This window comes from Rhodoferax sp. ZS1R8, assembly GCF_056521325.1.
The window spans coordinates 984295-1005912 of the sequence record NZ_JBWMBA010000001.1; the positions used below are offsets into that span (position 1 = coordinate 984295).

The window sequence follows — 21618 nt, forward strand, 5'->3', positions numbered from 1 at the left end:
AAGCAGCGCCCATTCGGATCCAATGATCCGGGTGGCTTCATGGCGATCGATTCGCTTTTGCGCCGCATCAAGCCCACATACCGTTGTCTACTACATTGAGTAGTGCGGGTGCCTAGAACAGCGAGTTTGCCGCCGTGGTGGCACTGCCAAATTCCAGCAAAGTTGCATGCGTGGCCACCTCAATTCAGTTCGGGTTGTGATACTCCGAGCCGATTATGGAGGTTTTTTGGCTCAGCGCAACTGTCAAGAGCTGGGCTGGGATTGAACCCTTAGACGAAGCTCTTAGCTTGCCGTAGCCATGTCTTCCTCAAACAGCGGCAGCTGTTGACAAGAGAGCGCAGATGTCTCACGCGGCGCAACGCGGAAGAAAGTTCGGTACTGTGTCTCGTCGCCATCGCGGCGACACGGCATTTCAACGAACTGCGGTGGCGCATTCAGTTCGGTTACTGAGACAGACTGTGCACCTATGCAGATGATGCGTTTCATCGTTATCCTTCCCGGTTGAGTGGAACGCTCCATGTGCAAATCCCGACGAGATGGGGTCGGGTCGACTGGGCGCTGCGTGCGTCGTCGTATCCTAAATACGCTGTTCCTCCCGCTCTGTGCGGTGCATCACGTACGTGTAAAAGGTTGGCCCTTTGTTCAAGCCGATGCCTTCACCCAACTTTACCCGCGCGTAACCGTGCGTCCATGCATTTGCCTTCTAATGCACAGCACACAAGCAGCTTGAAGCCCAATCGTAAGAGTAGATCCCGTGACCCGCAGCCAGAACAGACATCACCCGAATGTAAGCCACGCTACCCATGCGAAACGCCCATACAGCGTATCGGCCGGCATAGCGGCCTTGTTGCTACTGGCATGGAGCGGCGGCTTGAGTGCTCAGACGGCAACCGGCACCGCTAACCCTGGCCCTACTGCAACGACCCCTGAACCAGCATCCGGTGCAGACCCCGCCCAGGCACCATCGGTCAAACTCAAACCTGTCGAGATCAAAGGACCCAACGAAACCGAGGCGCGGCGCCTGTCCACCGCCGCAAAGATCATCGTCGGCCGTGAAGACATAGAGCTCTACGGCGACTCGTCGATGGGCGAACTATTGAAGCGCCTGCCCGGCGTCACCGTGCAGGGCCGGCCTGGGCGTGGTGGCGCGCCGCGCATGCGTGGCCTGGGCAATGGCTATACGCAGATACTGATCGACGGCGAACGCGTGCCGCGTGGCTTTTCGTTGGATGATTTGCCACCCGAGCAAATTGAACGCATTGAAATTTTGCGTGGCCCCACCGCAGAGACCGGTGCACGAGCCATTGCCGGCACCATCAACATCATCACCCGCGGTGGGTACAGCAAGCAGGTCGATATGCTGAAGCTGGGCCTGGGGCTGGAGAACGGCAACGCAGCGCCGAATGTGGCGTGGACGCGCAACGACACGTTTGGCGATCTGGTCTACAACTTCTCTGTCTCGGCTACGCACAACGCGCGCGCCAATGATGCCGTCAACCAAACCTTGACTGAGAACCTGGTCGATGGCAGCACGGTGCGCCAGACGGACGTTGCGTCCAGCAACGGCGTAAGCGACGGCGTACACGCCAATGTCCGCCTGCAGTGGCGTGGCAGCAGTGGCGACTCGTTCACACTGATGCCGATGCTGGCCACCACGCGCAACAGCGGCAGCAGCACAACGCGCATCACGCAGACCACGACGGGCGGCGCGACCGCCGACCTGCCCTTTGATACCAGTACTGGTAGCACCGACAGCCGTTTTGCCACCGCGCGCCTGGCCGGTGTCTGGATGCACAAGCTGGACGACGGTGCCAGCCTGCGCCTGAGCGCCAATGCCGGACAAAGCGCATGGACCAATGACTCGACCCGGCAAAACCTCAGCAGCGCACGCGGCACCGTGGCGGTGTCCAACCAGCACTCTGAGCAGCAGGACACGACGCTCAGCACGCAACTCAAATACGCGCGCACCGTGGCCGAAGACCACAGCCTGGTCACGGGACTGGAGCTGGAATCCAACCGACGCAACGAGACCGCCACGCAGCTGCTCAATGGCGAATCACCGCTCAGCGATTTCGACGGCAACCTCAGCGCCTCCAGCCTACGGGCTGCGCTGTACGTGCAGGACGAGTGGACGGTGAACCCGCATTGGGCGGCGCATGCCGGTGTGCGCTGGGAGGGCATCACCACCACGGGCAGCGTCAGCGCCGATGCGCCCAATGTCAGCAACGAAAGCCAGGTCGTCACGCCGCTGATCCACACGGTGTGGCGGCCTGATCTGGCGTCCAAGGACCAGTTCCGCCTGAGCCTGACGCGCAGTTACCGCTCGCCCAATTTGCAGGACCTGATCGCGCGGCCCAGCATCAACGGCCTGTACCTGAACCGCGGCGCCAATACCGAGGTGCATCCGGACCGCGCCGGCAATGCCTACCTGCAGCCCGAGCTGGCTTCGGGTATCGACCTGGCCTTTGAACACTATGTGCCCGGCGGTGGTCTGCTCAGCGCCAATGTGTTTGTGCGCCAGATCCAGAACCTGATGCGCAGCCAGACTACGCTGGAGACTGTCAGTTGGGCCGATGTGCCCCGCTGGGTGGCGCGCAAACAAAACATCGGCAATGCAACGACGCAGGGCATAGAGTTGGAAGCCAAGTTCCGCTTGAGCGAGATGTTTGCCAACGCGCCCAAGATCGACGTGCGGACCAACCTCAGCCTGTTCCGATCCAGCGTGGACGGCGTCCCCGGCCCTGACAACCGGCTGGACCAGCAACCCGACGGCACCGCCAATCTGGGCGCTGACTACCAATTGGCCGGCTTGCCGCTGAAGATCGGCGGCAACATCAACTGGACGCCACAATTCACGACCCGACTTAGCGATGACCAGACCGTCTACCAGAGCAACAAGTTGGTGGCCGACGCCTATGCGCTGTGGACCATCAACCCGCGCTACCAGCTGCGCATATCGGCCAGCAACTTTGCCGGCCGCGACTATGTGAGCGGTGGCAGCCTGTTGTCGAACAATGCGCTGGGGCAGACTGTGCGTGAAACCACGCAGACTATCAACCCCTCGTTTGTGAGCTTGCAAGCCCGGCTGGAGATCAAGCTGTAGGAGGCTGGCGGAGGCTGGGTGGCAGGGCGTTTTGCTCCGTGTCCTCCGCCCGTGCCGGGCTCCCCCTTTACCTGCGCAAAACGCCCTGCCACCCAGACTCCTGGGGGTTGTAGCGGACTATCATCCGTTGCATGCAGCGACGCCACTTTTTGACCGCTGGCGTCGGCACCGCATGGGCCGCGGCCGGATGCAAAGCCCCAGATCCACATGTCCACATCACCGGTGGCTTCGCCGGCGCGCAGCCCGAGCGCGGCCACCGCATGCGGGATCTTCTTGCTTCGGGTAAGCCCTGGCCCACACCGTTAAAAACCTTCACGACCCGCGTGCTAATTGCCGGGGGCGGTGTGGCTGGCCTGGCGGCGGCGCGCGCACTGCGGCTGCAGGGCATGGACGACTTTGTGTTGCTGGAGCTGGAAGACACGGCCGGCGGCAACAGCCGTGGTGGCGAACTGGGTGGCATCACCTGCCCGCTGGGTGCGCACTACCTGCCGCTACCCGGCGACGACGCGCCCGAGGTGCAGGACCTGCTGGAAGAGCTGGGCCTGCGCAAGCGCGTGGCGGGCCGCTGGCAGTACGACGAGCGCCACCTGTGCCATAGCCCGCAAGAGCGGCTGTTCTTCAATGGCCAGTGGCAAGAGGGCCTGCTGCCGCAACATGGCGTGGGTGAAGACACGCTGGTTCAGTACCAGAAATTTGCGGTACTAGTCGAGCAGCTGCGCACAGCCGCCCGCTGGACCCTGCCTGTGCAAAACAGGCGGCTAGCCCCCGTGCAGTCTGAACTTGCTGCTATTACTTTCGCAGCATATCTGGACCAGCACGGCCTGCATGACCGCCACCTGCGTTGGTACCTGGACTATTGCTGCCGCGACGACTACGGCGCCGGCATTGCCACCGTGTCGGCCTGGGCCGGCATCCACTACTTTGCCAGCCGCCACGGCTTCCACGTCCCGGGCAGCGAAGGTGTGGAGCGCGAAGGCCTGCTGACCTGGCCCGAGGGCAATGCCTGGCTGACCCGGCGCATGGCCGCACCGCTGGGCGCGCGCCTGCACACCGGGCGCGTGGTGCTGCGCATCACCAGCGCCAAACACGGTGTGGAGGTGGACGCTTTCAACACCGCCACCCAAGCGATGGAGCGCTGGCAGGCCGAGCAGGTGGTGGTGGCGCTGCCCGTGTTTGTGGCGGCGCGCGTGGTGCAGAATCCGCCCGAGTTTCTGCGCCAGGCCGCCCGCCAGGTGGTCTATGCGCCGTGGCTGGTGGCCAATTTGCATCTGGACCGTCCGCTGCACGACCGACCCGGGCCCGCACCCAGCTGGGACAATGTGCTGTACAGCGGAGCCGAGGGCGGCGTCGGTCTGGGTTATGTCGATGCCACGCACCAAAGCCTGCAAACCGTGCCCGGCCCCACCGTGCTGACCCACTACCGGGCGCTGGGCGATGTGGCGGGTGGCGCCGCTGCCGGGCGCAAGCTGCTGTTGAACCAGCCCTGGACCAGTTGGCGCGCCACTATCTTGGCCGAGCTGTCGGTGGCCCATCCCGATCTGGCCGCCAAGACCACGCAGCTGGACATCACCCGCTACGGCCACGCCATGGCTGTTCCGGTACCCCAGATGAATGGGCAAATCGGGCTGCAGCCCTCGACCAGCGAGCGTAAAAAGCTATCAAAATCGAAGCAAAATGTGAACCGTTACCCGGCCCGTGCGGTACCCGCGTGGGAGCGCCTGCGCTTTGCCCACAGCGACTGGGCCGGTTATTCGGTGTTTGAAGAGGCGTTCACGCTGGGGCATTCAGCAGTCTGACCCGTGGACCCCACAGCCGCCCACTGCGTGTGGCTTGCCGCCCCTTACGCACCCGGCGTGTGCACGGTGCGGGCGGTCATCAGGTCGCCAATGAAGGTCAAGAACGCCCGGGTGCGGGCCGGGATCAGCTTGCGGGATGGCACCGCCGCGTATACCGTCAGGCGGCCGTAGATCCAGTCTGGCAGCACCTGCACCAACGCGCCGCTGGTCAGGTGCGGCGCCACCAGCAGGCGCGACAGCACAGCGATGCCGGCGCCATCCAGCGCCGCGCGGTACAGCACATCCAGGCTGACCGACTGCAGGGCCACCGGCACGTCCACCTCCACCGGTTCGCCAGTGCCATCCACCGGCCGCAGCCGCAGCCGCCGGTTGCTGAAGCCGCCACCCTGCTGGCGCGGAAACTTCAGGTAGTCGTGGCGCTGCAGATCTTGCGGCTGGCGTGGCGCGCCCCTGCGCTGCAGGTAGCTGGGCGCGGCGCACAAAATCCACTCGGTGCTCGACAGCGGCCGGGCCACGACGTTGCCGTCGTATTCCTCGTCCACGGCCATGAAGGTCACGTCGAATTCGTCCACCCGCCGCTGCGGGAACGGGTCTACCGCGATCTCCAGCGCCACGTGGGGGTGGCGTTGGCGCCATGCGGCAATATGCGGCGCCAGAAAATACGAGGCCAACACCGGCGAGGCCAGCACATGCACCGTGCCCTGCAGCTCCATGGTGCTGGTGCCCACGGCGGATTCGGCGTCATCGATCTCGTTGAGGATGCTGCGCACCCGCAGCAGGTAGACCTCGCCGGCTTCAGTCAACGCCAGCTTGCGCGTGGTGCGCTGCATCAGCCGGGCGCCCAGGTGCTGCTCCAGGTCGCCAAACAGCCGTGTCACCGTGGCCGGCGACATGTCCAGCGAGCGCGCCGCGGCGGCAAAACCGCCGTCATCCACGACCCGCTGGAACACCCGCATCGATAAAAGCCGGTCCATATGTGCAATGAGTAAGTTTTCAACCCCTTGATTATTTCACTTTTAGCAATGATGAATTACTGACCCGATGGTTTTTAATTGTCGTAATCGGCGTACAGTTCAACCCATCGATGAGCCGAAACACAAATAGACGACTCACCGAGGCTGGACAAGCCAAGGCCTAACCGCCCCCGACCTGCCCGGAAATGTCTAACAACTTTTGAAGGAAAAATCATCATGAAAAACGCAATCGCCACCACCGCCCTGATCCTCGTTGCCGCCCTGGGCGCCAGCACCAGCTTCGCCGCTGACACCAGCCGCCTGAACAATGTGGCTACCAGCTCGTTCTTCAAGCAATCGCCTCCCAGCGTGCTGAGCCGTAGCTTCGTCAAGTCCGAATACGCCGCAGCTGTGCAAGCCGGCAACCCACCCGCCCATGGCGAAGACTCCACCGTGCGTGAGTCCGCCGTATCCAGCAGCGTGACCCGTTCCGCTGTGAAGGCCGACGTCCTGCAAGCCCAAAAGGCTGGTACTTTGCCTCCGATGGGCGATCGCGGTTAATAGCCTGCACTAACAAGCGCTAACACGCACCAACCGGGTTGACCCCGGGACTGGCTCCCGGTCAACCCGGGTGCCAGACGCAATCCCGCCCATGAGGCGGGATTTTTTGTTTGGGGCGCGCCCTAAAATGCCCACCAAGCATGCGGTTCAGCGGTTTGACCTGCAGCACACACCCACGGGAGCGGGACAAACTATGGTTACACCATCCGACGCTGCGCTGCGCCAGGAGCTGCTCAAGGTTTTGCTCTATGCCGCGCTGGCGCTGTTTCTGATCCCGGCGTTGACCTTCGGTTTTGTGCGCTACGCCAACCATGACCGCGACGCAGGCATGCAGCGGTCGGTTCAGGAGAAGGCGTATGCCAACAAGGACGCTTCCAGCGACGATAAGCAGGCCTTCATCGCCTTCTATGCCCGCAACCCGCTGTCTACGATTTGCAGCAACCGCGCACCCGAAGCCCAGGAATTTCGCGCTGATGCGTGTGAGCGCTATGGGGAGCTATGGCAGTTCAACGCCATGCAGCGCGCCGCGCTGTGGACGCTGCTGGGTGGGGCCGTGTTGTTGGTGGTCATCGGTGCCCTCGGCGGCCTGGCTTTTGTCAACCGCGAATGGCAGCACGCCAGCTTTGTCATCGGCTGGCGGCTGATGACGCTGGCCAGCGCGGCCGAAGTGGTGTTGCAGGGCGTAATGGGGGTGTGGCTCTCGTTCTGGGTGACGGCTTTCTTCGCCCACAAGTACTACATCAAACTGATCGTCGTCGTTGGCCTGCTGGTGCTGGCGGGCGTGGCGTTGCTGATTCAGAGAATCTTCCAGCGCTTGCCCCGTAACAATGCCGTGGACGGCGAATGCGTCACCGAGTCCGATGCACCGCGCCTGTGGAAGCGCATACGCCATATGGCCGCACGCCTGAAGACTGCGCCGCCCGACCATATCGTGGCCGGTATCGACACCAACTTCTTCGTGACCGAGGCGCCGCTGACGGTGGGCGGCAAGGAGCTTAAAGGCCGCTCGCTGTTTGTCAGCATTCCGCTGCTGCGCGTGCTGAGCATGCAAGAGGCCGATGCCGTGCTCGGCCATGAGCTGGCCCACTTCCGTGGGGGCGACACGCGTGCCAGTGCCCAGCTGGGACCCAAGCTGCAGCAGTATGACCACTATGTGCAGGGCATGCAGGAAGGTGGCTTCACGGTTGTGGTCTACCACTTCATGCAGTTCTACCGCATGGTGTTCCAGATCGCGCTGTCGCGCAACAGCCGCGAGCGCGAATTCAAGGCGGATCGCGCGGCCGCCAAGCTGGTGTCGCCCGAGGCCATTGCGCAGTCGCTGGTCAAGATCGCCGCCTACGACCACTACCGCAACAATACCGAGCGCGCGCTGTTTGAACGCAACCACAAGCTGGATAACACGCTGGGCATCGCTACTGCTGTAGCCCAGGGCCTGCGGCCCTATGCCGCATCGATAGATTTCGTTGACGACATGCGCGTGGCCCACATTCCGCACCCGTTTGACAGCCACCCGCCAATGGCCCAGCGCATGCAACAGGTTGGCCACCCGGTGGAGCCGGATGCGTATGGCGCTATCGTGCTGCAGACGCCCGCCACCACCTGGGCTGACGAAATTGCCTCTGCGGATGCCATCGAGCAGCGCCTGTGGTCGGCCTACGAGCAGCAGTTCGCACAAAACCACGAGCAGGCCTTGGCCTACCGCTATGAGCCCGCCAATGACCAGGAGCGCGAACTGGTGCTGAAGTACTTCCCGCCCATCGTTTTCAAACTCAAGGACGGTGCCACGGTGGAGGTCAACTACAGCGGCATCGCCCCCGCTGGCGACGAGCCGCTGGTGGAATGGGACAGCGTCAAAGCGCTGCAGTACAACGAAAGCAGTTTTGGCGACAGCCTGACCGTGACGCTGCACGAAAAAGGTGTGATGGGCGCCAAGACGCTGAAGATCAAGCTGCCTGGGCTGGGCAAGCAAAAAGACGCGTTCAATGCGGTTGTGGGCCAGTACTGGCAGCGCCACCAAGTCATGCGCCGGTCGAACTAAGCAACCTGGCAAGCAAGCAAAACCATGGATTTTTTACTACTCTTGCTGACATTGGCCGGTGTGGCCTATTTCTTCCAACGCCGCGACGAACACCAACGCATCGTGCTCTTGGGCAGCCACCTGGGCCAGTACCAGATTGAAAAGCTGATGGAAACCCTGACCGAAGGCTACATGCGCGCGCTGGGCGAGGCCACATCGGAGCGCCAGCACCAGATCTGGAGCATGCTGACCACCACCGAGGCGGCGCTGTGCGAGCAGTTCAAGCGCTTCGTGGCCGATTTCGGGCGGCTGGACGCTGAGCGGACCCGCGCCAGCAAGCTGCCGCTGTCTGTTTTCTACACGCGCAGCTGGCTGCCAGGCAGTACCTTTGACTTTCGGCTGGCGCTGGCGGTGCACGCCAAGGGCATCTGCGAGGCCATCAACAGCGACGCCAGCGTGGCGCCCAAGGACAAGGCCTTTACGCTGCTGGCCGAGCTGTTTTTGATGCAACACAGCTGCCACTGGTTCTGTAAATCCAAGAACGTAGCGTCGACTCGGCTGGTGCTGCGCCACCAGACACCGTACGAGAAAGTGCTGGAATCGGTAGCACCCGCCACCCGTAAGGCCTACGCGGCGTTGGTGTCGCGCTGAACAGGTGACGGTCGTGCACCGGTTGCGCCACAGATCTGTCGTGATCGCCCGCTAAACTTGCGCGCCCGGGCATCCCTCTTGCTTGGCCCCTTTCTCCTACACACTCTCTCAAGGCACTCTCATGCAGCATGTTGTTTTCAACCAAAAAGGGGGCGTCGGCAAGTCCACCATCACCTGCAACCTGGCGGCTATTAGTGCTTGGCAGGGCAAACGCACGTTAGTGATCGACCTGGACTCGCAGGGCAACTCCACCCGTTACCTGCTGGGTGCTGACATGCCCGATGATTTGCCCAACGTAGCCGAGTTCTTTGAGCAGAGTTTGAAATTCACGATACGCGATAAGGGCGCCAGCGAATACATCGTCAACACGCAGTGGGAAGGCTTGGACGTGATGCCATCCAGCCCGCTCTTGGATGAGCTGCACAGCAAGCTGGAATCGCGCCACAAGATCTACAAGCTGCGCGATGCGCTGGAACTGTTGGCCGAAGACTACGACCAGATTTATATCGACACGCCACCCGCGCTGAACTTCTACACCCGCTGCGCGCTGATTGCGGCACAGGGTTGCCTGATCCCGTTTGACTGCGACGATTTCTCGCGCCGCGCGCTGTACACGCTGCTGGAGAACGTGGCCGAGATCAAGGCCGACCACAATGCCGACCTGGAGGTCGAAGGCATCATCGTCAACCAGTTCCAGGCCCGCGCCAACCTGCCCCAGCGCATGGTGCAGGAACTGATCGACGAGGGCCTCCCGGTGCTGCAGCCTTACCTGCGCTCGTCGGTGCGCATCCGTGAGTCGCACGAGCAATCCATGCCCATGATTTTCCTGGACCCCAGCCATACGCTGACGCAGGAGTTTGTGGCGCTGCACGACGCTTTGGCGTGACACGCTTAAGAAAAATAGGTCGCTAGCCCTCGTCGGATATGCCCAGGCAGCTATCAACATAATAGCAACCGGTATGCGTGATCAAACACTCAAATGGCTGCTGGTCGCCAATTTGCTGTTGCTGGGCGTGGCGCTTTGGAACAGCGATGCGCTGCCGCCACCGGCCGAGCTGGTGCCCGCACTGCAGGACGAGCCGGTGCAAAAACCGGTCCGCCAGGCCGCATACCAGACGACCAGCAATGGGGTCACCTACACGATACAGCCGCTGTTTGAGTACGACCTGGTGGGCCTGGTTGTCAGCAAGCACGACGCCAAAAGCTGGTGGGACTACCTCCACCGGGAGTGGAACGACAACCTCAACATCGTGGACCTGTGTGTAGTGTGGGGCACCAATGCGCGCAATGGGTCGTATGCCGATATCAGTTTTTCCAGCGGGCAATTCACGTGTAACTTCAGCACGCGGTCCGACGCGGCCTACGCAGCCTTCGACCAGGCTGCCATATCCAATAACCACCTGTTGACCGACCAAGCCGATATTGCCAAAAAGCTTCGCACCGTGCGGGTGGGTGACCAGATCCACTTCCGCGGGCATTTGGCTGAATATTCGCACCAACACGGCATGGACTTCAAACGCGGCACCAGCACCGTGCGGACAGACACCGGCAATGGCGCCTGCGAGACCGTGTTCATCGACAGCATCGAGATCATCAAGCCCGGCGGCAAGCGCTGGCGCACGCTGGTGTGGGTGGCGAGCCTGCTGCTAGCCGTTGGCGTGTTCGCCTGGTTTGCGCGGCCCGTGCGGTTGAACTACTAGTCGGGCACTGCGCTTCCCCGCTGCAGCGCCTGGCGCAGCGCTTGTTGCGGCGCAAAGAGCGCAACCAGCGCGTCCATCAGCTGCTGTGCCTTGGCCGAGTGGTCGGCACCAAAATTGCACACATACACATCCACCGTCACGCCCTTTTGCTCGGGCCAGGTGTGCACGCACAGGTGAGATTCGGCCAGCAGCACGGTGGCCGTCACGCCGCCGGGGCCTTGTTCGGTGGCGGGGAATGTATGGGCCATTTGGTTGACGGCCTGCAGGCCCGCTTGCACGACTTCTTGCACACAACGCTCCAGCAGCCGCGCAGCATCGGTCAGCCACAGGCTGTCGCATTGGCAATCGCTGAGATCGGCGGTGAGGTGGAGGCCTTGCATGGATGGGGCGACTGTAGATGATTTTGGATGTACCAAGTCCTCAGCAGCGGGGGTTATGGAGCAACAAATCGGCCCCGAGCGGATTTGGCTCTCTGGGGGGAGAGCTACCCGCGAAGCGGTGGAGCGTGGGGGCAACTGTAAAATGCCGGGTTTCCCCTAGTCCTCTCACCCCAACCCGGAGTCGCCCAGCCCATGGCCCCCACGCAAAACACCCAGCAAATGGCCAACGCCATCCGTGCCCTCGCAATGGACGCCGTCCAAGCCGCCAACTCCGGCCACCCCGGCGCGCCCATGGGGATGGCCGACATGGCGGTTGCACTGTGGGGGCAACACCTGAGCCACAACCCCAGCAACCCCAACTGGTTGAACCGTGACCGTTTTGTGCTGTCCAACGGCCACGGCTCCATGCTGATCTATGCGCTCTTGCACCTGACCGGCTACAAGCTGCCGATCGGTGAGTTGAAGAACTTCCGCCAGTTGCACAGTAAGACCGCCGGGCACCCCGAAGCGGGCATCACCCCTGGCGTCGAAACTACCACTGGTCCCTTGGGCCAGGGCCTGACCAATGCGGTTGGCATGGCACTCGCAGAGAAGTTGTTGGCCAGCGAATTCAACCGTGAAGGCCATGCAGTGGTCGACCACCACACCTATGTCTTCATGGGTGACGGCTGCCTGATGGAAGGCATCAGCCACGAAGCCGCCGCGCTGGCTGGCGCCTGGAAACTGGGCAAGTTGATCGCGCTGTACGACGACAACGGCATCTCCATCGACGGCCAGGTCGCACCTTGGTTCATCGACAACACGGCCCAGCGTTTTGTGGCCTACGGCTGGAACGTGATCGGCCCGATCGACGGCCACGACGTCAACGCAGTGTCCACCGCAATTGCTGAGGCCAAAAAGACTGACGACCGCCCCACGCTGGTCATCTGCAAGACCCACATCGGCAAGGGCAGCCCCAACCGCGCCAACACCGCCAAAGCCCACGGCGAGCCGCTGGGTGCCGAAGAAATCAAGCTGACCCGCGAATCCATTGGCTGGAGCCACGCACCGTTCGTCATCCCCAAGGAGGTGTACGGTGATTGGGACGCCAAGGAAGCCGGCAAGGCCGCCGAAGCCGTGTGGAAGGAAAAGTTCGCCGCTTACCAAGCTGCTTTCCCGGCATTGGCCAAAGAGCTGGTGCGCCGCATGAAGGGCGACCTGCCCAAGAATTTTGTGCAGACCGCTGTGGACACCGTGATCGCGGCGCACACCAAGGCAGAGACTGTTGCGTCGCGCAAGGCGTCACAGCTGGCACTGGAGGCCTTCACCGCCGCGTTGCCCGAGTTGCTGGGCGGCTCTGCCGACCTGACCGGCTCCAACCTGACCAACACCAAGTCCACGCCCAACCTGCGCTTTGATGCGTTGACGGGCGCCGTGGTGAAGAACGAGGCCGGCCAGGGTGGCCGCCACATCAATTACGGCGTGCGCGAATTCGGCATGGCCGCCATCATGAACGGCGTCGCGCTGCACGGTGGTTTCATTCCCTACGGCGGCACCTTCCTGACCTTCAGCGACTACAGCCGCAACGCCATCCGTATGGCTGCGCTGATGAAGCAGCGCGTGATCCACGTGTTCACGCACGACTCCATTGGCCTGGGCGAAGACGGCCCAACCCACCAGTCCGTCGAACACGCCGCCAGCCTGCGCCTGATCCCCAACCTGGACGTGTGGCGTCCGGGCGATACGGCTGAAACCGCCGTGGCCTGGACCGTGGCGTTGCAAAACAAGAACAAACCCACTGCGCTGCTCTTGAGCCGCCAGAACATCAGCTACGCACCCAAGGGTGACTCGGCTGCAGCGCCGGATGCCAGCGGCATCGACGCCATCAGCAAGGGCGCCTACGTATTGGCAGAACCCACCGAAGTGGGGCTGAAGAAGAAGGCCCAGGCCGTCATCATTGCCACCGGTTCCGAAGTGCAATTGGCGTTGCACGCACAAAAGGTTTTGGCCGAGCGCAAGATTGCGGTGCGCGTGGTCTCCATGCCCTCCAACACCACCTTCGACACCCAAAGCGCCGCCTACAAGTCCGAAGTGCTGCCCGCGGGCCTACCCCGCGTTGCGGTGGAAATGGGTTCTACCGATGGTTGGTGGAAATACGGCGTGTCCGCTGTTGTCGGCCTGGATACTTTCGGTGAGTCTGCCCCAGCGCCGGTACTTTTCAAGCACTTTGGCTTCACGGCTGAGAATGTGGCGGATACGGTTCAACAGGTATTGAGTAAGTAGCACCGTTCGGTGCGACCGGTTTAAGCACTCTGCAGTGGGGTGGCAGAGCCGACGGTTGGTCGCGACGAGCGGATTTAGGTTCTTTTTTCAGGAGCAAACTATGACTATCAAGATCGGTATCAACGGCTTCGGCCGCATCGGACGCAATGTGTTGCGTTCCGCCATTCAAAATTTCAGCGACATTGAAGTGGTCGCCATCAATGACCTGCTGGAGCCTGAGTACCTGGCGTACATGCTGCAGTACGACAGCGTGCACGGTCGCTTCAAGGGCACCGTGGCGGTTGACGGCAATACCCTGATCGTGAACGGCAAGAAGATTCGCCTGACCCAGGAAAAAGACCCGACCAATCTGAAATGGGCTGACGTCGGTGCCGACATCGTCATCGAATCCACCGGCATCTTCCTGGACAAGGCCGGTGGCGAAAAGCATCTGGCCGCTGGCGCGAAGAAGGTCATCTTCTCCGCCCCTTCCAAAGACGACACCCCCATGTTCGTCTACGGCGTCAACCATGGCACTTACAAGGGCGAGGCCATCATCTCCAACGCATCTTGCACCACCAACTGCCTGGCACCTCTGGCCAAAGTCGTGCATGACAAGTGGGGCATCAAGCGCGGACTGATGACTACGGTGCACGCAGCCACTGCCACCCAAAAGACCGTGGACGGCCCCAGCAACAAAGACTGGCGCGGCGGCCGCGGTATTCTGGAAAACATCATCCCCTCCAGCACTGGCGCTGCCAAGGCCGTGGGTGTTGTGATCCCTGAGCTGAACAAGAAGCTCACCGGCATGTCCTTCCGCGTGCCGACCAGCGATGTGTCCGTGGTGGATTTGACATGTGAACTGAACAGCCCCGCCACCCTGGCTGAAATCTGCGCCGAAATGAAGGCCCAGTCGCAGGGCGCGCTCAAGGGCGTGCTGGGCTACACCGAAGACAAGGTTGTCGCAACCGATTTCCGCGGCGAGACCTGCACCAGCGTGTTTGACGCCGACGCCAGCATCGCGTTGGACGGGACATTCGTCAAACTGGTCAGCTGGTATGACAACGAATGGGGCTACTCGAACAAGTGCTTGGAGATGGTTCGCGTCGTCGCCAAGTAAGCGGCTGAGATCTGATGTTCAAGTGGTTGCGTTCGTGGCGCCGTCGGGCGCAGGCGCAACCGGCTGACAGCGACATTGCCACGCTGCTGCTGATGGCGAGCCAGGCGTCGACTGAAGACAAGGCGCAGGCCCGGGACACGTTCGCGCGTGGCAACCAGCTGCGTGAAAGCGGCGACCTCGCGGCGGCAGAGCAGCACTACCGCCGCGCGGTGGCCCTGAACCCTGGACTCGCGGAGGCGTATGCCAACCTGGGAAGCCTGCTGAAGGGCACTGGCCGCTTGCCTGAGGCAGACCGCTGCCTGTCCCTGGCCTTGCAATTGAAGCCCGATTTGGGGCCAGCGTATTTCAACCTTGCGATGATGCGCATCGACCAGGGCCAGTGGCCGGATGCGGCCGACCTGCTGCAACGCCTGCTGGCCTTTGCACCCAAACAGGCGGACGCCCAGTATTGGCTTGGCAACGCGCTGACCGGGTGCGGTGATGTTGCCGGTGCGCGCAAAGCCTACCAGGCCGCTGTCCGTTTGAACCCGGCCTACGTGCAGGCACGCTGGGGCCACGCCATGGCCCAGCTGCCGGTCATTGCGCAGCACGAAGCGGAACACGGGGAGGCTCCACATGCCTTTTCACGTGAACTGGACAAGATGAAAACCCAATTGCTGGGCACCTACGCTGCGAATGCCTATTTAGCCGTGGGGGCGCAGCAGCCATACTTTCTGGCCTATATCGCGGCTAACCACCGGGAGGTGCTGACACGCTACGGTGACCTGTGCGCCAAGTTGATGGCCGCTTGGAGCGCCAAGGTAGGCGTGCCCGGAACTGCAGCGGCGCACCCAGGCAAGTGCCGCGTGGGCATCGTTTCCGCCCACGTGCACGGCCACTCGGTGTGGCATGCATTGTTGCGAGGCTGGATTGAACACCTGGACCCTGCCGTATTCGAGTTGCAGATATTTCACACTGGTGCCGTTCAGGATGCTGAAACCCAGTGGGCTACGCGGCGAGTCCATGCGCTGCACCACGGCCTCGGGTCGTGGACGGCATGGGCCAAGGCCGTGTCGGATGCCCGACTGGACGTTGTCATTTACCCCGAAATCGGGATGGACTCGACCACGGTGCGTCTGTCTGCGTTGCGCCTGGCGCGCGTGCAACTGGCATCGTGGGGCCATCCCTTGACCACTGGCCTGCCAACGATCGATGGGTACATCGGTGCAGAGGCTTTCGAGCCACCCGGAGCGGCCGAACACTACAGCGAAACCCTGTTGCTACTGCCGCGCATGGGCTGTTGTTACAAGCCGTTCGGCACAGCACCGAGCAGGCCGGACTTTGCAGCCTGGGGCATACAGCCGAGTGACAAGGTGTTGCTGTGCCCCGGAACACCCTTCAAATACGCCCCCCAGCATGATGCCGTGTTTGTAGAGATTGCCCGCCGCTGCCAGCCCTGCAAACTGGTTTTCTTTGGCAACGAATCGCAGCCATTGACGCGGCTGTTGGAGCAGCGCTTACGCATCGCATTCCAGACGGCGGGACTGGACTTCGACGCCTGTGTGACTTTCGTCCCTTGGCAGCCCCAGGCGGGCTTCTTCGCATTTCTGGACCGCGCCGACGTCTATCTGGACAGTATCGGGTTCTCAGGTTTCAACACGGTCATGCAGGCCGTGGAACGGGCCACCCCCATCGTTGCGTTCGAAGGGGAATACATGCGTAGCCGCTTTGCCAGCGCAACGTTGCGCGCGATGGGCATGGGCGAATGGGTAGCGACATCCACCGACCAGTTTATTGCGCTGGTCGAACGCATGGCGTCAGACGGCACTACCCGCGCCCAGGTCAAGCGGTTCATGGCGGAGCGTAGAACACCGTTGTTCAGCGACGTAGATACGGTTACCGCACTGGGCACCCATCTATTGCGGTTAAGCCGGTAGTGTCAGCCTTGCTAGTGGCGTTACATTCACAGTGACTTGAACGCGATGAGGGCGATGCTGTGGTGATAAAAAAAATAGATTGCCCCTGCGGCAGTGGACTGGATCTGGCTGTCTGTTGCGGTCTTCTGCACCAGGGCCTGAAAGACGGTGTGCACGCCGCCACACCTGAGGCCTTGATGCGCTCACGCTACAGCGCCTACGTGCTGGGCCTCATCGACTACCTGGTGGCCACTTGGCACCCGTCCACCGCTCCGGGTGATCTGGAGTTGCAACCCATCAAATGGCTGGGGCTGGAGGTGCGCCATGCCGAGTCCAACGGTGATGCCGGTGTGGTCGAGTTCGTCGCCCGCTGCAAGGTCAATGGCCGCGCCGAGCGCATGCACGAATTGAGCCGCTTCGTGCGCGAACAAGGGCGTTGGTATTACATTGACGGCCACACGCCCGACGACACCCCCTAAAATCCACCCCCGCTACCATGCCCGATTTTTCACTTGTGATCCAGGAGCCCGCCGACGCGGCGGCGCAGTTGATTGTGCTGTTCCATGGCGCTGGTGCCGAAGCGGCATCGCTACTGCCCCTGGGCGAGCGTCTGTGCGAGACCTTTCCGCAGGCGACCATCGTGTCCTTGCAGGCCGACAGCCCAGCAGCTACACCCCAGGGCTTTGAATGGTTTGCCACGGCCGGCCTCACAGAAGAGAACCGCGCTGCCCGTGTGGCGCAGGCCTTGCCAGCGCTGCAGACTGCTGTGCGGGAATGGCAGGAGCGTAGTGGCGTAGCAGCCGCTGCCACGGCTCTGGTAGGTCTGTCGCAAGGTGCAGAGATGGTGCTGGAGTTGAGCAAGCCTCAACCCATGCTGGTCAGCCGCGTAGTCGCCATCGGTGGCCGCTTCACGACGCTGCCCATCGAGCCGCCTGCCGTTACCACCATCCACTTTTTGCATGGGAAAGACGACACTGTGACCCCCTACAGCCACAGCTTTGTCGCCGCCCACCTGTTGCGCGATATGGGCTGCGACATCACGGCCGAGGTTTTACCCTTCGTTGGCCAGGCGCTGCACCCGGATGTGGTTGAGTTGGCGATCACCAAGCTCAGCACCCATATTCCGCACCAGTGGTGGGCCAAGGCGAGCGAGGACGTGCCGCCGTCGCGGTCCATCCACTGACGGGCGCACCCCTACCACTCGAGAGTGAAGACCACGTCGTCGTTGACTGCGTACAGCTTGCAGGGCAGCGGCGAATACTTGTTGCAATAGGCCAGCGAGCGCTCAACCGGGTCCGGAGGCTTTGGGATTGGGCTTGCTCAGCCACGCCTCTGAGGGCCTGGCCCTGAATGTCCGTTGCACCTGCACCACCTGACGCCGCTGCTTTGGCAACGTTACTGCCCTTCTCGAACAATCCCTGCATGCGCTCGGCGTCTGCGGGGCGCAGCAAGGTACGCCATCACCGCAATCCCTATCGCCTTTTGCATGTGTAGACCCCACTAGCTCAGGTGCTTGCCAACAATACCGGCCAGTTCAAACATCGTCACCTGCGGCTTGCCGAACACCGGCAACAGCTTGGCATCGGCGTTGATGGCGCGCTTGTTGGCTGCATCCTGCAAGCCATTGGCCTTGATGTAGTCCCACAAGGCCTTGACCACCGCGGGCCGTGCGATCGGGTCGCTACCGATCACAGCAGCCAATTCCGCGCTGGGTAGCTTGCCGCTGGCGGCCGTGGTCTTGCGCGGGGCCTTGGGCTTGGCCTCTTTGACGGCCTTGGCGGCGGCTTTCTTTGCAGGTGCTTTCTTGGCTGCAGCCCCCGCGCCGCTTGCGTAACCAGCTCCTGTTTTTGTAGCAGCCGTGGACTTGGCCGCCGTCTTGCGCGGCGGGAATTTGCTGGGTGCAAACTCGAAATTCACCTTGCCCGCCTCGGCATCCCAGGCCAGCATGGCCTTGAAGGCACGGCGTGTGCGCATCGACACAAACTTGTCCAAGAGGTCGGTCTTGCCGGTCTCCAGCAGCTTGACCATTTGCGTGCGCTCGATGGGTTGCTGCAGGATGATCTGGCCGGTTTTGAAGTCGCAGCTGGGTGTGGATTGGGCCAGCGTAGGCACCGATTTTTCGCAGACGTAATTCTTGCCATGCTCGAAGACAGAGCCACCGCACTTGGGGCATTTGCCCAAGGATTCCTGGCCCGAGAAGTCGATGATCTCGCCGCTCTCCTCGCCTTTCTTGTCGTCGCCGAAATCGAACTCCAGCTTGTAGTTCTTGGTCTCGTCGTCGAACTTGATGACCATCTCGGCCACAAAGGGCCAACCGGCCTTGGAGCGGAAACCGTCCAGCGGGCCGATTTTGCGGTCGCGCAGGAATTGCTCCACCTCGGCCACCTCAAAGGTGCGCCCGGCAGGTGATTTGCCGAACGAGAAGCCGCAGCCTTCTTCTGCGCCACCCGGTGCAGGTGCCACGTCGGCCGGCCGGCCGACGCATGTATATCGGCGGTAGTTTTCCTTGACAATGCCGCCGCAGTTGGGGCAGGGTGCGTGCAGCGTCGCGTAGTCGCCGGGGATGGTGTCGCGGTCGTACTCCTTGGCCTTCTTGACCATGCGCTCGGTCATGGACGCGATCTCGGCCATGAACGCCGTGCGGCTCATCTTGCCCTGCTCCATCTGCGCCAGCTTGTATTCCCATTCACCGGTCAGCTCGGCCTTGGTCAGCTCCTGCACATCCAGGCCGCGCAACAGCGTCATCAACTGGAAGGCCTTGGCGGTGGGGATCAGCTCGCGACCTTCGCGCAGCATGTATTTTTCGGCGATCAAGCCTTCGATGATGGATGAGCGGGTGGCTGGCGTGCCCAGGCCCTTTTCCTGCATGGCTTCGCGTAGCTCGTCGTCTTCGACCGTCTTGCCGGCGCCTTCCATGGCGCCCAGCAGCGTGGCTTCGGAGTAGCGGGCCGGAGGGCGGGTTTTGAGGCCCTTGGGGTCTACCGTTTCGGTCTTGGCCTTCTCGCCGGGCTCCACCGGCACCAGGCTCTGGCCCTTGTCGCCGTCCTTGGCATCGGCCACTTCGTCGGCGGCTTCCTTGCCGTAGATGGCCAGCCAGCCCGGCTTGACCAGCACCTTGCCTTCGGTCTTGAAGTTGTGGCTGGCGGCGGAATTTTCCGACGGGCCGCCCCTAGGAAAATTAGCCCCCCCGGGGGGCAGCGCAGCACGCGCAGCGGCAAGCGTGGGGGTAACAGTTGTTATGCGGGTCGTGACCTGGTATTCGGCGCTGGGGAAGAAGATGGCCAGGAAGCGGCGCACCACCAGGTCATAAATCTTCTGCTCGGCTTCAGACAGGCCACTCGGTGCCTGTAGCGTGGGGATGATCGCAAAGTGATCCGACACCTTGGCGTTGTCAAAAATCCGCTTGCTGGGTTTCACATAACCACCCTTGACGGCCTGGGCCGCAAACGGTGCCAGGTGTTTCATGCCGCTGTCGGCCAGCATGGCCATCGTGTCTTTGACCACAGCCACGTAGTCTTCGGGCAGATTGCGCGAATCGGTACGCGGGTAGGTCAAGGCCTTGTGGCGCTCGTATAAAGACTGAGCAATGGACAGCGTGGTCTTGGCGGAGTAGCCAAACTTGCCATTGGCCTCGCGCTGCAAACTGGTCAGGTCAAACAGCAGGGGGCTGGCTTGCGTCGTCGGTTTGCTTTCTTCGGTGACGGTAGCCTGCTGGCCGCGCACGGCGTCGGCAATAGCCTGCGCCTCGCGCTGGCTCCAGACACGGTCGGCCTTTTTCTCGGCATCTTCCGCGTCTTTCTTGTGCGCGGGGTTGAACCACTTGGCGGCGTACTCACCCGCCTGGGCGCCGAAGGATGCGTGGATTTCCCAGTAGTCGCGGCTGATGAACTTGCGGATCTGCTCTTCGCGCTCCACCACCACGGACAGGGTAGGCGTCTGCACCCGGCCCACCGTGGTCAAAAAGAAACCGCCGTCGCGCGAATTGAACGCCGTCATGGCGCGCGTGCCGTTGATGCCGACCAGCCAGTCGGCCTCACTGCGGCAACGGGCGGCGTCGGCCAGGGGTTGCATCTGTTTGTCGGTACGCAGCGCGCCAAAACCGTCGCGTATGGCTTGGGGCGTCATGGATTGCAGCCACAGGCGGCTGACGGGCTTACCCAGCGGCTTGGCCCCACCGGCGTATTGTTCGATCAGGCGGAAGATCAGCTCACCCTCGCGGCCCGCGTCACAGGCGTTGATGAGTTTGTCCACATCCTTGCGTTTGGCCAGCTTGACGACGGCGTTCAGGCGCGTCTTGGTCTTGTCCACCGGCTTCAGGTCAAAGTGCGGCGGAATCACCGGCAGGTTGGCAAAGCTCCACTTGCCACGTTTGACGTCGAATTCTTCTGGCGCCTGGATTTCCACCAGATGGCCGACGGCGCTGGAGACGACGTAGCCGTCGCTCTCAAAGTATTCGTCGTGTTTTTCGAACTTGCCGGCGGTGGGCGTTAGCGCCCGCACGATGTCTTGGGCGACGGAAGGCTTCTCGGCTATGACTAGGGTTTTCATCTGACTACAATCCAGTTCTCGCGTGCGCGCAGGTGCGCGCCCACACACGCAGGCGCACACATGCGCGCCCATACGATTCACCATACCAAATTTTTTGGGTTCCGGTCCAGACGTGCAGAAAAGAGAGCAAAACGTGAGCAGCAGCAAAACCATGCCCCGAGGTGACAACCGCCGCATTCAAACCCGGCGCTCCGGCGTGCACGGTAAGGGCGTATTCGCACTCCAGGACATTGGTGAGGGCGAGACCATCATCGAATACGTGGGCGAAATCATCACCTGGAAAGAAGCCCAGGCACGCCACCCGCATGACCCGAATGACCCCAACCACACGTTCTACTTCCACATTGACGAGAAGCATGTCATTGACGCCAAGGTCGGAGGCAACTCGTCGCGCTGGATCAACCATTCGTGTGACGGCAACTGCGAGGCCGATGAGGTCGATGGCCGTGTCTTCATCAAGGCGTTGCGCGACATCGCGCCCGGTGAAGAACTTTTCTACGACTACGGCCTGATCCTGGACGAGCCCTACACCAAGAAGCTCAAGGCCGAGCACCCTTGCTGGTGTGGCTCGCCCAACTGCCGCGGCACGCTGCTGGCCCCCAAACGCGGCAAGCGATGAAACACCCCCGAGTCGGCTGCCGCCGCCTCCCCCT

Annotated in this window: 17 protein-coding genes; 13 read left to right on the forward strand and 4 right to left on the reverse strand. The window is 62.1% G+C overall.

What is annotated here, in order from left to right; all coding sequences use genetic code 11:
- Positions 1 to 282: 282 nt before the first annotated feature.
- A complete protein-coding gene (locus AC097P_RS04625; protein ID WP_479609183.1) occupies positions 283 to 486 on the reverse strand; it encodes a hypothetical protein in 204 nt (67 codons plus the stop codon).
- 268 nt (positions 487 to 754) lie between these two features.
- On the opposite strand from AC097P_RS04625, the gene AC097P_RS04630 reads away from it, so the two are divergent.
- Positions 755 to 3103, forward strand: a complete 2349-nt coding sequence (locus AC097P_RS04630) for a TonB-dependent receptor plug domain-containing protein (protein ID WP_479609184.1) — start codon at positions 755 to 757, stop codon at positions 3101 to 3103.
- A gap of 131 nt (positions 3104 to 3234) precedes the next feature.
- Complete coding sequence (locus AC097P_RS04635; RefSeq protein ID WP_479609185.1) at positions 3235 to 4899, forward strand: FAD-dependent oxidoreductase; 1665 nt, start codon at positions 3235 to 3237, stop codon at positions 4897 to 4899.
- A 44-nt stretch (positions 4900 to 4943) separates the two neighbouring features.
- On the opposite strand, the gene AC097P_RS04640 is transcribed toward AC097P_RS04635, so the two are convergent.
- Positions 4944 to 5873, reverse strand: coding sequence for a LysR family transcriptional regulator (locus tag AC097P_RS04640; protein ID WP_479609186.1), 930 nt, complete (start codon positions 5871 to 5873; stop codon positions 4944 to 4946).
- A 216-nt stretch (positions 5874 to 6089) separates the two neighbouring features.
- Between AC097P_RS04640 and AC097P_RS04645 the strand changes: the two genes are divergently transcribed.
- The 5 genes from AC097P_RS04645 to AC097P_RS04665 all read left to right on the forward strand — a co-directional run bounded on the left by AC097P_RS04645 (position 6090) and on the right by AC097P_RS04665 (position 10781).
- Complete coding sequence (locus AC097P_RS04645; protein WP_479609187.1) at positions 6090 to 6413, forward strand: hypothetical protein; 324 nt, start codon at positions 6090 to 6092, stop codon at positions 6411 to 6413.
- A 193-nt stretch (positions 6414 to 6606) separates the two neighbouring features.
- Positions 6607 to 8451 (forward strand): M48 family metallopeptidase, encoded by a 1845-nt coding sequence (locus AC097P_RS04650; RefSeq protein ID WP_479609188.1) that lies wholly within the window; start codon positions 6607 to 6609, stop codon positions 8449 to 8451.
- A gap of 24 nt (positions 8452 to 8475) precedes the next feature.
- Positions 8476 to 9081 carry a hypothetical protein gene (locus AC097P_RS04655; protein ID WP_479609189.1) on the forward strand — a complete coding sequence of 202 codons (606 nt, stop codon included), beginning with the start codon at positions 8476 to 8478 and terminating at the stop codon, positions 9079 to 9081.
- A gap of 121 nt (positions 9082 to 9202) precedes the next feature.
- Positions 9203 to 9967, forward strand: coding sequence for a ParA family protein (locus AC097P_RS04660; RefSeq protein ID WP_479609190.1), 765 nt, complete (start codon positions 9203 to 9205; stop codon positions 9965 to 9967).
- 73 nt (positions 9968 to 10040) lie between these two features.
- Entirely contained in the window at positions 10041 to 10781 is a 741-nt protein-coding gene (locus tag AC097P_RS04665; RefSeq protein WP_479609191.1) for a hypothetical protein, read from the forward strand.
- On the opposite strand, the gene speD is transcribed toward AC097P_RS04665, so the two are convergent.
- A complete protein-coding gene (gene speD, locus AC097P_RS04670; protein WP_479609192.1) occupies positions 10778 to 11161 on the reverse strand; it encodes an adenosylmethionine decarboxylase in 384 nt (127 codons plus the stop codon). The genes AC097P_RS04665 and speD overlap by 4 nt on opposite strands.
- A gap of 192 nt (positions 11162 to 11353) precedes the next feature.
- On the opposite strand from speD, the gene tkt reads away from it, so the two are divergent.
- The 5 genes from tkt to ypfH all read left to right on the forward strand — a co-directional run bounded on the left by tkt (position 11354) and on the right by ypfH (position 17600).
- Positions 11354 to 13423 carry a transketolase gene (tkt, locus tag AC097P_RS04675; protein WP_479609193.1) on the forward strand — a complete coding sequence of 690 codons (2070 nt, stop codon included), beginning with the start codon at positions 11354 to 11356 and terminating at the stop codon, positions 13421 to 13423.
- A gap of 100 nt (positions 13424 to 13523) precedes the next feature.
- Positions 13524 to 14522, forward strand: coding sequence for a type I glyceraldehyde-3-phosphate dehydrogenase (gene gap, locus AC097P_RS04680; RefSeq protein WP_479609194.1), 999 nt, complete (start codon positions 13524 to 13526; stop codon positions 14520 to 14522).
- Between the two features lie 14 nt (positions 14523 to 14536).
- Positions 14537 to 16438, forward strand: a complete 1902-nt coding sequence (locus AC097P_RS04685) for an O-linked N-acetylglucosamine transferase, SPINDLY family protein (RefSeq protein ID WP_479609195.1) — start codon at positions 14537 to 14539, stop codon at positions 16436 to 16438.
- A 59-nt stretch (positions 16439 to 16497) separates the two neighbouring features.
- Entirely contained in the window at positions 16498 to 16896 is a 399-nt protein-coding gene (locus AC097P_RS04690; protein ID WP_479609196.1) for a YchJ family protein, read from the forward strand.
- Between the two features lie 17 nt (positions 16897 to 16913).
- On the forward strand, positions 16914 to 17600 hold the full coding sequence (ypfH, locus tag AC097P_RS04695) for an esterase (protein WP_479609197.1): 687 nt from the start codon (positions 16914 to 16916) through the stop codon (positions 17598 to 17600).
- A gap of 317 nt (positions 17601 to 17917) precedes the next feature.
- On the opposite strand, the gene AC097P_RS04700 is transcribed toward ypfH, so the two are convergent.
- Positions 17918 to 20965, reverse strand: coding sequence for a DNA topoisomerase III (locus AC097P_RS04700; RefSeq protein WP_479609198.1), 3048 nt, complete (start codon positions 20963 to 20965; stop codon positions 17918 to 17920).
- Positions 20966 to 21116: 151 nt separating this feature from the next.
- Here AC097P_RS04700 and AC097P_RS04705 point away from each other — a divergent pair, with 151 nt between their 5' ends.
- On the forward strand, positions 21117 to 21584 hold the full coding sequence (locus AC097P_RS04705; protein ID WP_479609467.1) for an SET domain-containing protein: 468 nt from the start codon (positions 21117 to 21119) through the stop codon (positions 21582 to 21584).
- Positions 21585 to 21618: the final 34 nt, after the last annotated feature.

Coding starts and splice junctions, on each gene's coding strand:
- AC097P_RS04625 (WP_479609183.1), bottom strand. CDS start 486: ATGAAACGCATCATCTGCATAGGTGCACAGTCTGTCTCAGTAACCGAA.
- AC097P_RS04635 (WP_479609185.1), top strand. CDS start 3,235: ATGCAGCGACGCCACTTTTTGACCGCTGGCGTCGGCACCGCATGGGCC.
- AC097P_RS04640 (WP_479609186.1), bottom strand. CDS start 5,873: ATGGACCGGCTTTTATCGATGCGGGTGTTCCAGCGGGTCGTGGATGAC.
- AC097P_RS04645 (WP_479609187.1), top strand. CDS start 6,090: ATGAAAAACGCAATCGCCACCACCGCCCTGATCCTCGTTGCCGCCCTG.
- AC097P_RS04650 (WP_479609188.1), top strand. CDS start 6,607: ATGGTTACACCATCCGACGCTGCGCTGCGCCAGGAGCTGCTCAAGGTT.
- AC097P_RS04655 (WP_479609189.1), top strand. CDS start 8,476: ATGGATTTTTTACTACTCTTGCTGACATTGGCCGGTGTGGCCTATTTC.
- AC097P_RS04660 (WP_479609190.1), top strand. CDS start 9,203: ATGCAGCATGTTGTTTTCAACCAAAAAGGGGGCGTCGGCAAGTCCACC.
- AC097P_RS04665 (WP_479609191.1), top strand. CDS start 10,041: ATGCGTGATCAAACACTCAAATGGCTGCTGGTCGCCAATTTGCTGTTG.
- speD (WP_479609192.1), bottom strand. CDS start 11,161: ATGCAAGGCCTCCACCTCACCGCCGATCTCAGCGATTGCCAATGCGAC.
- tkt (WP_479609193.1), top strand. CDS start 11,354: ATGGCCCCCACGCAAAACACCCAGCAAATGGCCAACGCCATCCGTGCC.
- gap (WP_479609194.1), top strand. CDS start 13,524: ATGACTATCAAGATCGGTATCAACGGCTTCGGCCGCATCGGACGCAAT.
- AC097P_RS04685 (WP_479609195.1), top strand. CDS start 14,537: ATGTTCAAGTGGTTGCGTTCGTGGCGCCGTCGGGCGCAGGCGCAACCG.
- ypfH (WP_479609197.1), top strand. CDS start 16,914: ATGCCCGATTTTTCACTTGTGATCCAGGAGCCCGCCGACGCGGCGGCG.
- AC097P_RS04700 (WP_479609198.1), bottom strand. CDS start 20,965: ATGAAAACCCTAGTCATAGCCGAGAAGCCTTCCGTCGCCCAAGACATC.
- AC097P_RS04705 (WP_479609467.1), top strand. CDS start 21,117: ATGCCCCGAGGTGACAACCGCCGCATTCAAACCCGGCGCTCCGGCGTG.